The following is a 14,257-nucleotide window of genomic DNA, read 5'->3' on the forward strand; positions in this document are numbered from 1 at the left end:
GCGTCGGCGGCGCCAAGGGCCCATCTCCATACGACGGGAGCGTTCAGGCCCCCGGTTCGGAGTGCGTTTTGCCTTTTTCACGGCTCGTGGCGATCGTCGATGACGATCCCGGCGTCCGCGGCAGTATCGAAAGTCTGCTGCGATCAGCCGGATTGACCGGGGTGCAGTTCCCCGAAGGCGGAGCGCTGCTGGACAGCGCGCAACTGGAGAGCTTCGCCTGTATCGTCACCGACGTTCATATGGACGGTATGGACGGCCCGGACTTGCAACTCGAATTGCAGCGACGTGGATGCACGCACCCGCTGATCGCGATGACGGCATTCCCGACGGCCGCCACGCGCGACCGGATGATCGCCAGCGGCGCGCGGGCGTTTCTGACCAAGCCGATCGATCCGGACGCACTGCTGGAGGCGATCGAGGCCGCCGTCGCCTAGTCGATATGCATCGATGTGCCGCTATCGTGCGGCTGGCCGGATACCGGCGTGCAGCATGTACATTGGGCAATAGCGATAGGCAGTCGCTGCGCCGCGTGTTGCGATCGAGAAGGTGAGCGCGTCGGCGACCGCCACGGTCTGGCGCTCGGTGAAGCGTGGCGCTGGCCCCGCCCCCGCATCAATGCACGATTGGCTGACGGTGTAGCGGTTGCCCCGTTTCGACAGAATGCGTGCGCGGCAGGCGCGCGTGTGGGGGGTGCTGATGCCTCGCCCGTCATATTCCCGGATTGCGGCATTCGGCGCGGAGCCGCAAGCTACCCCCTTCTGCACGTAGATGCCCGGCTTCAAACGATACACCCCGCCCGGACCCGGCGTGCGATCGACGCTTGCCGTAGCGGTGCCGGCGATGGCGAGACCGGTGAGAACGAGAGCGATCTTGAGCGGGTACATCGGAATATTTCCTCGGCTAATTTCCCGTGTGATCTTAAACGTCGGAAGCTGAACGCGAGCCTGCGCCGGCGATCTGGATCAGCACGGCGAACGCGGACAACGACCCGCCGAGAAGGACGACCGGCACCCAGCCGCCTGCCCCCCAGGCCATCGTCGCGCCGGCGGAACCGGCCGCTCCGCCCAGGAACATCGCGCCCATGAAGATGGTGTTCAGTCGCGCGCGGGCTTCGGGCCGCAGGGCGTAGACGATGTGCTGGTTCGACACGAGCGCGCTCTGGACGCCGAAGTCGAGCAGTATCACGCCGATGACGAGCCCGGCGATCGAGCCCAGCAGTCCGAACACGACCCACGACAGCAGAGTCATGATCGCGCCGAGCAAGATCACGAGGCGCGGACCGCGGCGATCGGCGATCCTGCCCGCGACCGGTGCTGCGAGGACGCCGACCGCGCCGACGATCCCGAACAGCCCCGCCACGTCGGCGCCGAGCGAGAAATGCGGTTCCTGGAGGTGAAGCGCGAGGATCGTCCAAAAGGCGCTGAACCCGGCGAACAGCAGCGCCTGCGTGACTGCCGCCTTGCGCAGCGCGGCGAATTCGGACCACAGCCCGCCAAGCGAGCGGATCAGCGAGCCGTAGCTGTGCGTCGTGTCCGGCATGCTACGCGGCAAGACCGCCGCCATCAGCGCACCGGCACCGATCGCCATCGGTACGCCGAGCCAGAACATCTCGCGCCATCCGAGATGCGTCGCGACGAACCCGGCCAGCGTCCGGCTGAGCAGGATACCGCAGAGCAGGCCCGCCATGACCGTTCCGACCGTTGCACCGCGTCGGTCGGGTGTCGACAGGTGCGCGGCGAGCGGGACGACCTGTTGCGCGACGGTCGACAGGATACCGACGAGTAAAGACGCGAGCACGACCAGCGCCGCCCCCGGCGCGACGGCCGCGATCGCGAGCGCTACCGCGAGCCCGCCGAACTGAAGGACGATCAGGCGCTTGCGCTCGACCAGATCGCCCAGCGGGACCAACAGGAACAGGCCGGCGGCATAGCCCAGCTGCGTCGTGGTCGGCACGAAGCTGGTGATCGAACCGGGAAGGTCGCGCTCCATGATGCCGAGCATTGGCTGGTTGTAGTAGATATTGGCAACGGCGACGCCCGCCGCGACCGCCATCGAGAAGGTAAGCGCGGACCGCTGCCAAGCGCTTTGCCCGGTACCGGCGGTTTGTATTTCGGTTGTCATGCAGACCTCCTGATCGTTCGGCGTTCGGATCTATCTGGACCCTGTCGCCTGGATGCATAAGTAGCGCTTTGCGACATGCCGGCTTATCATACGAAGATATGCTGGATCTCGCGGACCTCGCCATATTGATCGAAGCGGTGCAGCAGGGCAGCCTGTCGGCGGCGGGGCGGCGGCTCGGCCTGACGCCGCTGGTCGCATCGCGGCGGCTGGCGGCACTGGAAGCGGAAGTCGGCTCCCGGCTCGTCCACAGGACGACGCGGTCGCTGTCATTGACGCCGGAAGGCGAGGCGTTCCTGCCGCATGCGGAGGCCATTCTCGCACATGCCGAGGAGGGGCGAGCCGCGGTCGCGGGCAAAACGGAGGGCGCGACGGGATTGCTGCGCATCGCGGCGTCCGTCCCGTTCGGGCGCAAGATCCTGACGCCAATGCTCGTCCAATTCCTGTCGGAGCATCCGCAAGTTCGCGTGGAACTGCTGCTGGACGATGGGGTCGTCGATATCGCGGCGCGGGGAGTCGATGTCGCGATCCGCTTCGGTGACCTACGCGACAGTACGCTGGTGGCGCGCCGCCTATCCGGTAACCGGCGCGGGCTGTACGCCTCACCGACCTATCTGGCCCGGCATCCCGCCCCGACGACCGTAGCGGGCTTGCGGGATCACAAATGTCTGAGCGGCCAAGCCGCGCGACAATGGACGTTCGAGCGCAAGGGACGGACGGTTCGCCAGGCGGTGAACGGTCGCTTCGCCGCCGATAGTCTGGAGGCCTTGCACGAAGCAAGCATCCGCGGTCTCGGCATCGTCCGGATTTCGGAATGGAACGTTCGCGATGATGTCGCCGAAGGACGATTGGTGGAGATCACACTCGGCGACGGTGCGTTGCCCGATCAGGGTATCTGGGCCGTGATGCCGACGCGGCGGCTCATCCCGCGCAAGGTGCACCTGTTCCTCGAGGCGCTGACCGGCCACCTCTCCACCACGTGATCGCGACGTTCGCGCAAATCATTCTTCAGGCCAGAGCAGCGGCTGCCGGATCGGGAAATTCCGGATCACCTCGGCCACGCGTGGATCCGGGTCGAGCCGACGCCATAGAGCGAGCCAATCCGGCCGGTCGAGCGCCTGTCCGGCGAAAAGCAGGCTGGGATGGCGCACTGGAAAGTCCGCGAAATGTTCGACATCCTTCGTGTACGGCCAAAGCGCCTTGTCGCGAATGAATGGCGCCATGAACGCCGTCGCTTTCGCGACGCTGCGGCCATCGGCCGTCTGGAAGCGCCAGAGATGCCCTTTGATGGACAGCAGCCGGCAGGCCCCGGCCAGCACGTCCAGATTGAACAGCGAATAGCCGTATGGCTTGGTCCGCGCGAGTTCCAGCGGTTGGCTGCCGTCGGTCGCGATCTGTGTCGGAATGATCTGATCGACGAGGCGTGTTCGTGCATCCCGGAGAGCTTCGTCGTTACCGACAAGCGCGCCGAAAGCGGCGACCTGCAACAGCCAGCACGACCCGTGATTGTTCCTTTGGTCGCGCTCCTGCCGCCCCGCGGCCGAGCCGGTCAGCCAGTCGAGATATTCGCGAAACCAGCGGTCCACGCCGCGACGAATTGCTGCATAGCCCGGCGCGTCATGACGCGCCAACAGGTGGGCCGCGCACGCGACCTCGACGATCTGGAGCGTATCGATGATGCCGATTGCGCGTCCTGTGTTCACGCCGATGATCGCCTGCGCGTGGGACAGATCCGGGTTCATCCGGGTGGCGGGATCGACGAACCACGCGCGCAGATGCGCCGCCGCCCGCAGGGCGAAGTGCGGTCTGCGCGAGACGAACCATGCGGTCGCGAGCGCCGGCATTTCGATGCCGAAGCGGATCAGCGCATCACGGTGACCATCGAATTTTGCAGGGTTGGAGAAGCCGTCGCGGCGGACATGAGGCCCGCCCGGATGCGCCGGATCGGGCCACCAATAATCAGCCTCGGAATAGTAATCGTGACGGGTCGCCGGACTGCGTGGTGCGGCGATCGCTGTGATCGTGCGGATTGGACTTTTGGCGTAGGCAGACACCGCGCGCATCACGCGGGCACCTTCGATCGCGACCAGGTCGAACGGCGCCACGCTCGCGACCAGCGGAACCACGAAAGGTGCACCACCCAGACTGGCAAGGACGTGCCGGCGGTTCAACATCGAGGCTGGCCGGCGGCGGCCCGGGAGGTCACGGTGCGGCCGGCGCCGGGCGGTAGAGAAGCGCCGTATCGGCATCCAGCGTGCGCGGATATGTGCCCGGACCCCAGGCCCAATCCGCACGCGTCAGAATGTCATCGAGTTCAGTCGCGGGCCAGGTCATTTCTTTGTGCGGCCAATCGGCGGCGCGACCGCGATACCCCGCGAGGAAGTCGGTCGCCTTGCGCAGACCCCGCCCCTTGTCGTCCGCATAGTTCCAAAGATCCATTCCCAGGCACCCGGCCATTTCGGCCACGTCGAAAGCGGGTTCCAGCGCGTAGAGCGAATAGTGGAAACTGCGCGTCCGGCTCAGCTCTGCCGGTAGCGATCCGTCCGGCGCGAACTGGGCCGCGATGCGACGCTTCGGAAAGTCCTGCACGGTCTTTCGTGCGATGTCCGGGCGGCGCGCAAACAGGGCATATTGCGTGATTTGCGCATCGAACCAGATGCCGTGATTGTTCTTCGCCGCCTGTTCCTCCTTGCCGGTCGGGCTGGTCAGCATCCAGTCGACATAACGGCCGAACCAGCCTTCCAGCTCGGTGATTTCGGCCGCGCTCATCACGGCCGCCGGGCCGATCAGGCCGACCGCATCGATCACGCTCATGAACGCATTCGTGTCCAGCACGCCTTCCGCACGTCCGTTTTCGCGCCCCGGCACGGCCTGTGCGAACTTCGCATTCGGGTTCATCGCCGTCGCCGGGTCGAGAAACCAGGTGCGAACTATCTGCGCAGCCTTTTCCGCATAGGCGCGATTGCCGCTGTAGAAATAGGCAAGCGACAACGTGGCGGCATCCCGGCTCATCCGTCCGATCGCCGTTCGATCGTAGGATTTGATGTCCCGCCGGGGATTAACCTCGCCGTCGCGGCGGACATACGGGCCCGACGGATTGGCCGGGTCCGGCCACCAATAGGGCGCGATGCTAAGATAATCGTGGCGGTCCCCCGACAAGGGGATCGTCGTCTTGTCCATTACTGATGCGGGTCTGCGCGCGAGCGCAGCATCCGCCTTCGCCATTAACGCCGTATAGGCGGCTTTCACCGCCGGATCGGTTTCGCGAGCGGCCTTGATCGCGAGCAACTGATCCGACTTCAGGTGGAACGTCCGCCGACCTTCAAACGCCGCGGCATAACCGTCCGGCCCTTTGCAGAGCGACGCCCGCGCCGGCGCGCGAAGCGACGTATCCGCCGCCGCCGGATACCCGCCGACGGTGGCGAGCGTCGCGGCGGCGTAGAAGATAACCGTGCCGCGGCTGGACCGGATCACATGCGCACCCGGAAGCCGAAGAAGAATTGCGGACCGCTGTTGCTGACCTCAGCGATGCTGTCATAGCCGCCCTTGTAGAACACGTCCTTCGTGCTGGTGACGTTAAGCGCCTGCGCCTTCAATTGGACGTTTTTCGTGATGTCGTATTGCGCCGACAGATTGACATAGCCTGCCCCGCGCACGCTGCGGTTCGTACCGCCATTCGGCTTATAGTATGACGAGCGGTAGCGGTACGAGCCACGCAGCGAGAAGCCCCCTTTCTCGAAGTAGACCGATCCGCTGGCCGTATATTTCGACAGGCCGATCAGGTTCGCTGGTTCCAGATAGGTCGATAGCGGCGACGTGTCCGGGAACTTGAAATCGGCGAACGCACGGTTGCCCGATACGTTGAACCCGAACCCGTCCAGCGGCGAGGGCAGCCAAGTGAAGGCATGCGCCGCCGTCACCTCAACGCCGTACAAATGCCGGGTCTCGGTGTCGTTCGCTGGAGCGACCGGATTGATGATGAGATCCTGCGTCTGACGCACATTGCCGGGCAAGGTGATCGTCGTGACGGTGATCGGCGTCGGGATCGGCGTCGACGCGCCGATGACCGCGCCGGTGACCCATTTGTAATAACCGGCGACCGAGAGCAACGTGTCCTTCGACGCGTAGAGTTCCAGCGATGCGTCCGCATTCCAGGCCCGCAGCGGCTTCAGGTTCGGATTTCCAGTCGTGGCGTTCAGGATGATGTTGTTCACGCCCGTCCCCGGCCCCGGCGACAGGTTAATACCGGCGCCGAAGCTTTCGATACCGGAGCGCGAGATCGCCTTGTATCCGGCCAAGCGCAGCTTCAGCTTCTCGGTCAGGTCGAACGCGACGTTCGCGCTCGGCAACAGATAGCTGTACCGGCCCTTGCGCGTATTCTGGGTCAGCGCACCCGCCGGATCGACCGCGACGACATAGGTATCGGCGGTCGGATCCACGGTGATCAGATAGGCCTGACGGTAGCCGACCGAGCGAATATCCGTCCGCACGTAGCGCAAGCCGATATTGCCGCTAAACGGAGTCTCGCCAAGCGCCGAACGGAAGCTCGCCATGCCGTATCCCGCATAGATCCGTTCGCGCACGTTGATGTCGCTCGGATCGCGGCCGTCGGTCGGGTAAGGCAACGCGTCGTCGCTGCCGGTGAACGTGCGGAACAGGCAGTCATTGTCGAACGTGGCAAAGCGGTTGAGGTTCGTGTCGCCGTCGAAGTACGACCTGGTCGTGAAAGGCGCGCGGCAATTCTGGTTGGCCGCCGTGATGATCGCCGCCGCCTGAGCCGCCGTTCCCGGGATCGTCGCCAGATCGTTGTTGCGGGCATTGTCGTTCGTGCGATCGTGGTTGGACACCCGCGCACCGACCTTGAACGACGTGAAGAACCCGTCCAGCTGGCGCTGCGCATCGAAGCGCCCGGCCCAGATCGTGTCCTTGCGGTCCGTCACGAAGCGATTGCGGGCATAGACCGCCGTCGCTGCAGTGGCGAGGAAGTTGGCCGGGTTCGTGACGTCGAAATTGTCGAACACCACGTTCGGGACGACGTTATCGCGTTCGTAGGTCAGCGTGTACCCGACCCGCGTCGTGGACCGCATGCGGGTCGCCTTCTGGGTCTCGGTACGATGCGAACTGGAATAGGATGCATCCGCGCTGATCGTCCACTGGTCCGGGCGCCAAATGAGGCTCAATCCGCCGCCAAGATACTCCTCGTTGCGCTGGCGGTTCTCCAGTTGGTCTTCGATATTGGAATTGCCGCGATAGCTGATCAGCGCACCGGGGCTGTAGCCGTTCGTGCCGTTGCCGATGAGCAAGGGCTGGATGCCGCGAAGCCCCTCCGCGATCGCGAGGACGTTGCGCTTTTCGAGACTGCTACGCTTCGAATATTGCCCGTCGATCGAGACCTCGAACTGCGACGAGGGACGCCATTGCAGCGCACCGATGACCGCATCGCGAACCTCTGCCGTCTGTTGCGTGCGGAAGCTGCGGGAGGATGTCGCGTAATAAGTGTCGCCACGCGTTTCGCCGACGTTGATGGCGGGCGACCCGGTCGTCGGTATCGCGGTACGAGCAACCGTCGTCTGTGCGCAGTTCAGGCTCGCGCCGGCGGTGATCAATGCCGCCGCGGTGCCGGTTGCCAAACCGCCATTGATGGCACTCGTATTGCACGGCTGGAACGTGGCGTTGCCGTTGTAATAATCTTCCGGCGCGGTCGTATCTTGCCGCTGATAACCGATGCTGATGCCGATCTCGCCGATGCCGGTCTTGAACTGGTCGGTATAGGAGATGTTGGCACGGTAGCCGAGGCCGTCATGCTGGTAAACGTCGTCGTCCTTCGGCTGGAAATCGCCGCGGATTTCCGCCTGGATACGACGCTTTTTATAATCCAGTGGCTTCCAGGCTGCGCAGCTCGATCACGCCGCCGACCCCGCCTTCCAAGAAGTCCGCCTGCTGCGTCTTATAGACGAGCACGCCGTTGACGAGTTCGGACGGGAATTGCTGGAATGCAACCGACCGGTCCGGCCCGGCGGTGGAGACCTCGCGGCCGTTGAAGGTCGAGAAGCTGAGCGTCGGCCCGAGCCCGCGGACGGACAATTCATTGGCATTGCCCTTGAAGCGATCGGCGGTGACGCCGGTAATGCGTTCAAGCGTGTCGCCGACCGAATTGTCCGGCGACGCACCGATCTCGTCGCTGACCAAACCATCGACGACGACCGAGGCATCACGCTTCAGTTCGATCGACGAACGCTGCGTCGCGCGGGCGCCGGTTACGACGATCGTCGTTTCGGCTTCCTGATCGCGGGCGATGTCCGACACGTCGGTGTCGGTCGGCGTCGGAGCGGCGGACTGGTCCCGCGCCGGGCCGCTGACGGTCTGGGCAGCGGCGATGTGCTGAGCCATTGCCGCCATCGCGGCAGATGCGAGCAGCATTCCACGCGCGGTGGTGCGGCGGCTTTTGAAATGTTCAATTCATCCTCCCTCTGGACAGACGACGATGCGTCCGACGCCCGATTGTTACCGGTGTCATCGAGATGGATTTCTAATCTTCAGACGGAGGCTGTCAACGCAAATTTCGCATGTTGTAGGACAAATCCCATCCGATCAGGGTTTCGGATGGTGATGTTGCGGGCGTCGTTTTAGTCATTTTTTTGCATGAGATCAGCGAATTGAACGGGCCTGTCGTGGCACGATAAGGATCCGCTTGAATCTGCTTTGCGGCACACTCGTCATATCCCTGCGCGGAAAATCCGCTGACCTCTCCTCGGCCGAATGCCACGCGGGCGTCTCTGACAGATGGGTGCTTCGAGAAGGTCGCGAACTCGACATCGATGCGTTTGACAGGCTTCGACGCGGTGATCGTATCGCGGCGGGAAATGTGTCCCGGCGTGAACACGTATCGCGTGACGATCGACACGCGGGTATCTGCTCGGGCGTTGCTCTCGCTCATTAGGTCGAGCGCGTCCTGCCGCCAGCGGACTTCGGTCGTCGTGCCTTTGCGAACGACCTTCAGATCCTTGAAGTACGCCAGAGGCATCAGGACGCTGTTGTCGGTGAGCGTGATCCGCGGGAGCAGTTGCGGGAACTGAGCGTCGGCGGCTCCCTGCAGCATGCCGGGCGAGAACGGGACCGGGAAATACGGGTTGTTCATATGCTGCCCGCCCGCCCCGTTGATGATCGGGAGGGAAATCACGTGCCCACCGTCGCGGATCGTCACGACGGCACGATCATAGGTGCCGCGCGCGAACCATGTCGTGGTGAGCCGCGGGAGCGTCTTCAACCAGCGTGCATACTCGCCGCCAGCCGGGGCCTTGCCGCGATAGCCAAGGTCGTTCCAGATCACGTTGGTATAGATATATTGCCGCGCCAGGCTGAGATTTTCGCCGAAGATTCGGTGAGTGCCGCGATACGCGTCGGTGCGACGGCCCTGCCCCCACATATCGACTGACCCGGTGTCCGGCGAGACCCAGAAGTTCATATAGCGCGCGGCGATGCGGCTGGAAAAGGCATAGGCCATGCGTTCCTCGACCGGCGTCAGGACCTTCAACCGCGCCGCCGCGGTCAGCACCTCGAGGAACGCGGTTTCGCCGTAGGGACCGATGCTGCGGCCATATTCGAAGCCCTCGCCCTCCATGTTGAAACGGGGCAGCATCAGGTCGACAGACCGCCGTAGCCAGCCCTTCACTTCCTTACTCGGCGTCATGCCGGTTTCGACGAGCCGTTGCGCGATTTCGCCGATCAGCAGCACGCTGTACCGATCGAACCGCCCCTCGCCTTCAGTTTCGTCCGCAAAACCGTACGTGCCGGAATAGCGTCGATAATGATCGAGCGTCCTGGCGAGCAGAGCGTCGCTGCCTTTAGCATCTTCCCAACCCAGCAAATAGCGCAGGCGGGCGATACTGAAGGCCACGCCGTAATAGTTGTTGGGCAGATCGATCAACGTCAGGTCCGGGCGAACGAAGCGCCGCCAGTCCAGCTTCGCCCGCAACCTGGCCAGGGTGGCGGGTCGTACCGCGCGATCGAGCAACCCGGCTTCGTTCAGGCGGTGCAGCGCGGACACGTAGTAATAGATGCCCCAGCTATCGTTCGTATCATCGACCGTCAGGTCTGCGATCGCGGCGAAATCGGCAAGCCGTTGCGGCAGGCGGGGATCCGTTTTCGGCAGATCGAGGATGCGATACGACATGGCGGTCGCAATCTTCCCCGGGAGGAACTTGTCGCCGCTTTCGAAAACCTTGACCCCGCCCAAAGTCATGTCACGTCGATCCCTGAGCAACTGGACCAGCAGCTTTTCCAGTTGCGGTATTAGCCGTCGTTCGACCGTATCGTGCATTGCCGGAGCCGTGGGATAGGTCGGGCCGTGCGGTCGATCCGCCCATCGGTCCGGTGCCACCGCGGCGGGTGGAAACGGAGCCGGGGACGCGGCGACGAGCATAGGCAGCGCCAAGACGCCAAGGGCCGAACGACGCATCAGCGCACTCCTTCGTGTCGCGCGAGATCGTACATCGCGCTGCCCGCGAGTAGGAAAGCGCCGGTACCGTAAAATTGCGTGTCGCTTTCCGAAACAGTGTCGGGCCGATCGCTGACCTGTTGCACCCAGCCGAGCCGGCCGTCGTTCCGCACCGCTTTCTGGAGTGCGGCCCAGCCCCTGATCGCCGCCGGCCGGTACGTCGCGCGATCCAGCACGCGGGTATCCACGCCCCATGCAAACGCATAAGTGATGAACCCGGTGCCGCTTGATTCCGGAGGCGTATCCGCGCCATTGTCGAGCAAGGACGGTGCCCAATATCCGTCGGCTTTTTGCAGCGTCACGAGCCGCGCCGCCATGTCGCGGAACAGGCCGGTATAATAAGCGCGGTGCGGATCCTTGCGGTCGAGTTGTTGCAGGATGCGGACCAAACCGGCCATCACCCACCCGTTTCCGCGGCTCCAGAAAAGCTTTCGCCCGTGCGTGTCGCGACGGTCGAAAAAGCGGCTGTCGCGGAAGAACAGCCGTTCGCTTCTGTCGTAAAGATAGTCGGTCGTGGCGCGGAATTCTTCATGCGCGAAGGCGGCATAGCGCGTGTCGCCCGTTGAGCGCGTCAGGCGCAGCAGGGTCGGTGGCGCCATGAACAAAGCGTCGCACCAGCACCAACGCGTCGTGCAAGGCGGATCTCCACTTCGCGGCGGGCCCGGTACGAAGGCCAGATCACCGGTCGGACGCTGCGCCAGCACGCGATCGAAATATATTCGCGCTGGTGCGATCGCGGCCGCCCCCGCCCCTTTCCTGCTCGCCCAGATCCAGCTCTGCGCGATCAACTGATCATCGGCGTGGAACGGTTTGTCGCCGAGCCTCCAATTCTCGGCCCGCCCGAGGTCGAGCACCGCTTTGGCATAGGCCGGACTACGGCTGCGATCGGCGAGTTCGGTAAGCGCGACCCAGAACGTCGCTTGCTGCCAGTCGCGAGGGTTGCGCACCGAGCGCGAGGCGGCGGGCATATGATCGAACGTATCCCGATGCGCGATCTGCCAATCGGCGACGCGCTGCGTGGCGGCAAGGATATCGGCCGGGCGCGACATCTGGACTTGCGCGGGACTGATCAGCGCTACCGGCGCCGCCAGCACAGCCGAAAAAGCGATCATGGACATGTGGCTCTCCCTTTGATCGACCGTATCTCGATCGACGAGATGGCGAGTTTCAGCGCAGCGGACGTCGTCATCACGAACGGCGCCGAAACTTTGGACAGATCGCCGCCGGCCATGCAGCCGAGCGGAATATCGAGCCGCTGCCATCCCCGCCCACCTAGCAATGTGAGAGCCTTGGTAACGTCGATCTTGCCGCCGCACCCCGGCCCGCATTTGAACTCGACCGATACCGGCCCCGCAGGTGCGGCATCGACGCGCACCGCAATACCGAGCACGAGCGGTCCGGCCTTCGACCAGTCGACCACGCGCGGGTTGGCGATCAGCAACGTGCCGCGCCCGCGCCCGATCCAGACAATTTCCCGCGCATCCTCCTGCCGATCGCGATCGATCGGACGGGTCGAGATCGCGCCGTTATCGGCCGCGCCGGAAACCGTTTGCGGACTGTCGTTCGCCCCGTCGATCTGGACGACGCGCGGCGCAATGGCTCGGCCGGCGTCGAACAGAGGCCCGACCGGCGTATCCAGCGAAGACAGGTCGATGCCGGGATCTTCGGACAGCGGCGCGGCTATGCGGCGCTCCCCGAGTTTCAGGCCATAACCGAACGGGAACAGCGGCGCGTAGTTCAAATCGCCGACGTTCAGCGGCGCCCCCGTTGCTGTCGCTGGCCACGAAAAGGACAGCCGCCCCCTGAAGTCCTGCTTGCCCATCAGCATGTCGGCGACGCCGCCCCTTCCGATCCAGGAAGCCAGGCCGCGACGAACGCGTTGGACGCATTGATATGCCGGTTGACCCACAAAGGCCGGCCGGACAGGAACACCGCGACAACCGGAATGCCTGCGGCCTTCAGGCGGGTCATCGTCGTCAGGGTGTTCGTCCGGTCGTCGAACAGCAGATTGGTGCGGTCCCCCTGAAACTCGGCATAGGGATCCTCCCCGAACACGACGATCGCCACATCCGGTCTGGTGCCGTAGCGACCGTCGATCGACAGTTCGGCCGCCCCGCCGCCCGCCTTCACCGCGTCGCGGATGCCGGACCAGATGGATTGCGCATGTGGAAAATATTCGGGCTTCGTCCCGGTGCCCTGCCACGTCAGCGTCCAGCCGCCGGATTGCTTCGCGACATCGTCAGCGCCGTCGCCCGCCACGAGGATCCGCGCAGAGGGCTTCAGCGGCAATATGCCATTGTTCTTCAGCAGGACCAGCGACTCACGCACCGCCTGCCGCGCGACGGCGCGATGCCCGGGGACCCGAGCAGTTCATACCGCCCGGCCAGCGGCCGCGTCGAAGGTCGGCCCGCTTCGAACAGGCCGGCCCGCAGCTTGACCCGCAGGATGCGGCGCACCGCATCGTCCAGCCGTGCCGATGGAAGCTTTCCGGATCGGGCCGACGCAAGCTGACTGGCATACAAGGCCTTCCAGCTTGCTGGCGCCATGTACAGGTCCAATCCGGCCGCCATCGACGCGGGGCAGTCGTCCGGGGTGCAACCGGGGACGCGTGCATGGCCGTCCCAGTCCCCGACGACGACTCCGTCGAACCCCCAGCGCCGCTTCAGAACGCCGGTCAGCATGCCTTCGCTGCCATGCATTTTGGCGCCGTTCCAGCTCGAGAAGGACGCCATGACGGATTGAACGCCCGCGTCGAGCGCGGATACGTATGGCGGCGAAAACAAGCGGATCAGCTCGCCTTCGCTTACTTTTGCGTCCCCCCGGTCGCGCCCCTCGAACGTGCCGCCATCGGCGATGAAGTGCTTGGCGGTGGCGATGACGTGCTGTCCGCGCAGCCAGTCGCGGCTGCCGCGTTCGCCTTGCAAACCGCGGACATAAGCGGTCGCGTAGGCCGCGACGATCGACGGCTCTTCGGAAAAGCTTTCATAGGTGCGACCCCAGCGATCGTCGCGCGCAACCGCGAGAGTCGGTGCGAAGGTCCAGTCCAGCCCGGTGACGCGCAATTCTGCTGCGGTGATCGCCCCGATCTTCTCGATCAGCGCTGGATCGTTTGCCGCACCCAGACCGATATTGTGCGGAAACAGCGTCGCGCCGACGATATTGTTGTGGCCATGGACCGCGTCGCTCCCCCACATGATCGGGATGCGGGGCAGTTGACCCTGCTTCTGCATCGACGCGTCGTAATAGGCGTCGGCCGCTGCGACCCATGAAGATGCCGGGCCGAACTCGTCGCCACCCGGGGACGAACTTCCGCCGTTCAGCACCGACCCCAAGTGATAGGTAGCGACGTCTTGTGGCGTAACCGACGCTATGTCGCCCTGGATCGTCTGGCCGACTTTCTGCTCCAGCGACATACGGCGCAGAATTTCTTCGACCCAGCGCTCGATCGCCGCATCCTTTGGCGAAGCGGCCACCGATGGCCACGTCGACGGGTGGACTACGGCCTCCTGCGACAGGGCGATCGCGGGTACAGCGATCCCGAGTGCGACCGCGCACAATCCCAGCCTTCCAACCATCCTGCCTCCTGAAGCGTCATTTATCGCTGACACCGGTGACAAAACACTTTTCCTTTTTCGCCAACTC

Annotated in this window: 13 protein-coding genes; 2 read left to right on the plus strand and 11 right to left on the minus strand. The window is 64.4% G+C overall.

Going from position 1 to position 14,257, the window contains the following annotated elements:
• The first annotated feature begins 86 nt into the window (after positions 1–86).
• Entirely contained in the window at positions 87–434 is a 348-nt protein-coding gene (locus H5J25_RS10320) for a response regulator transcription factor (RefSeq protein WP_202090698.1), read from the plus strand.
• Between the two features lie 21 nt (positions 435–455).
• Here H5J25_RS10320 and H5J25_RS10325 read toward each other — a convergent pair whose 3' ends face one another.
• Complete coding sequence (locus H5J25_RS10325; protein ID WP_202090701.1) at positions 456–884, minus strand: hypothetical protein; 429 nt, start codon at positions 882–884, stop codon at positions 456–458.
• Positions 885–918: 34 nt separating this feature from the next.
• A complete protein-coding gene (locus H5J25_RS10330) occupies positions 919–2,121 on the minus strand; it encodes an MFS transporter (RefSeq protein ID WP_225883045.1) in 1,203 nt (400 codons plus the stop codon).
• Between the two features lie 98 nt (positions 2,122–2,219).
• Between H5J25_RS10330 and H5J25_RS10335 the strand changes: the two genes are divergently transcribed.
• The gene (locus H5J25_RS10335) at positions 2,220–3,101 is read left to right on the plus strand and encodes a LysR family transcriptional regulator (protein ID WP_202090703.1); all 882 of its coding nucleotides are present in this window, start codon (positions 2,220–2,222) and stop codon (positions 3,099–3,101) included.
• Between the two features lie 18 nt (positions 3,102–3,119).
• On the opposite strand, the gene H5J25_RS10340 is transcribed toward H5J25_RS10335, so the two are convergent.
• From H5J25_RS10340 to H5J25_RS21365, 9 genes are all read right to left on the minus strand, one after another.
• Positions 3,120–4,244, minus strand: coding sequence for an alginate lyase family protein (locus H5J25_RS10340; protein WP_202090704.1), 1,125 nt, complete (start codon positions 4,242–4,244; stop codon positions 3,120–3,122).
• Positions 4,245–4,320: 76 nt separating this feature from the next.
• Positions 4,321–5,592, minus strand: coding sequence for an alginate lyase family protein (locus H5J25_RS10345; protein ID WP_202090706.1), 1,272 nt, complete (start codon positions 5,590–5,592; stop codon positions 4,321–4,323).
• Positions 5,589–7,997, minus strand: a complete 2,409-nt coding sequence (locus H5J25_RS10350; RefSeq protein ID WP_202096290.1) for a TonB-dependent receptor — start codon at positions 7,995–7,997, stop codon at positions 5,589–5,591. Before H5J25_RS10350 ends, H5J25_RS10345 begins: the two co-directional genes overlap by 4 nt.
• Positions 7,987–8,538 (minus strand): TonB-dependent receptor plug domain-containing protein, encoded by a 552-nt coding sequence (locus tag H5J25_RS10355; protein WP_202090708.1) that lies wholly within the window; start codon positions 8,536–8,538, stop codon positions 7,987–7,989. Before H5J25_RS10355 ends, H5J25_RS10350 begins: the two co-directional genes overlap by 11 nt.
• A 130-nt stretch (positions 8,539–8,668) precedes the next feature.
• On the minus strand, positions 8,669–10,576 hold the full coding sequence (locus H5J25_RS10360; RefSeq protein ID WP_202090710.1) for a hypothetical protein: 1,908 nt from the start codon (positions 10,574–10,576) through the stop codon (positions 8,669–8,671).
• On the minus strand, positions 10,576–11,733 hold the full coding sequence (locus tag H5J25_RS10365) for a glycoside hydrolase family 88/105 protein (RefSeq protein WP_202090712.1): 1,158 nt from the start codon (positions 11,731–11,733) through the stop codon (positions 10,576–10,578). The genes H5J25_RS10360 and H5J25_RS10365 overlap by 1 nt, the downstream gene beginning before the upstream one ends.
• Positions 11,724–12,437: a putative glycoside hydrolase gene (locus tag H5J25_RS21355; protein WP_318781281.1), complete on the minus strand. Its 714-nt coding sequence runs from the start codon at positions 12,435–12,437 to the stop codon at positions 11,724–11,726. The genes H5J25_RS10365 and H5J25_RS21355 overlap by 10 nt, the downstream gene beginning before the upstream one ends.
• A complete protein-coding gene (locus H5J25_RS21360; protein ID WP_318781282.1) occupies positions 12,437–12,943 on the minus strand; it encodes a glycoside hydrolase family 3 protein in 507 nt (168 codons plus the stop codon). The genes H5J25_RS21355 and H5J25_RS21360 overlap by 1 nt, the downstream gene beginning before the upstream one ends.
• Positions 12,919–14,190: a glycoside hydrolase family 3 protein gene (locus tag H5J25_RS21365; RefSeq protein WP_318781283.1), complete on the minus strand. Its 1,272-nt coding sequence runs from the start codon at positions 14,188–14,190 to the stop codon at positions 12,919–12,921. Before H5J25_RS21365 ends, H5J25_RS21360 begins: the two co-directional genes overlap by 25 nt.
• Positions 14,191–14,257 lie beyond the last annotated feature (67 nt).

Origin of the sequence: Sphingomonas aliaeris (assembly GCF_016743815.1) — a bacterium.
Classification (GTDB): Bacteria; Pseudomonadota; Alphaproteobacteria; order Sphingomonadales; family Sphingomonadaceae; genus Sphingomonas; species Sphingomonas aliaeris.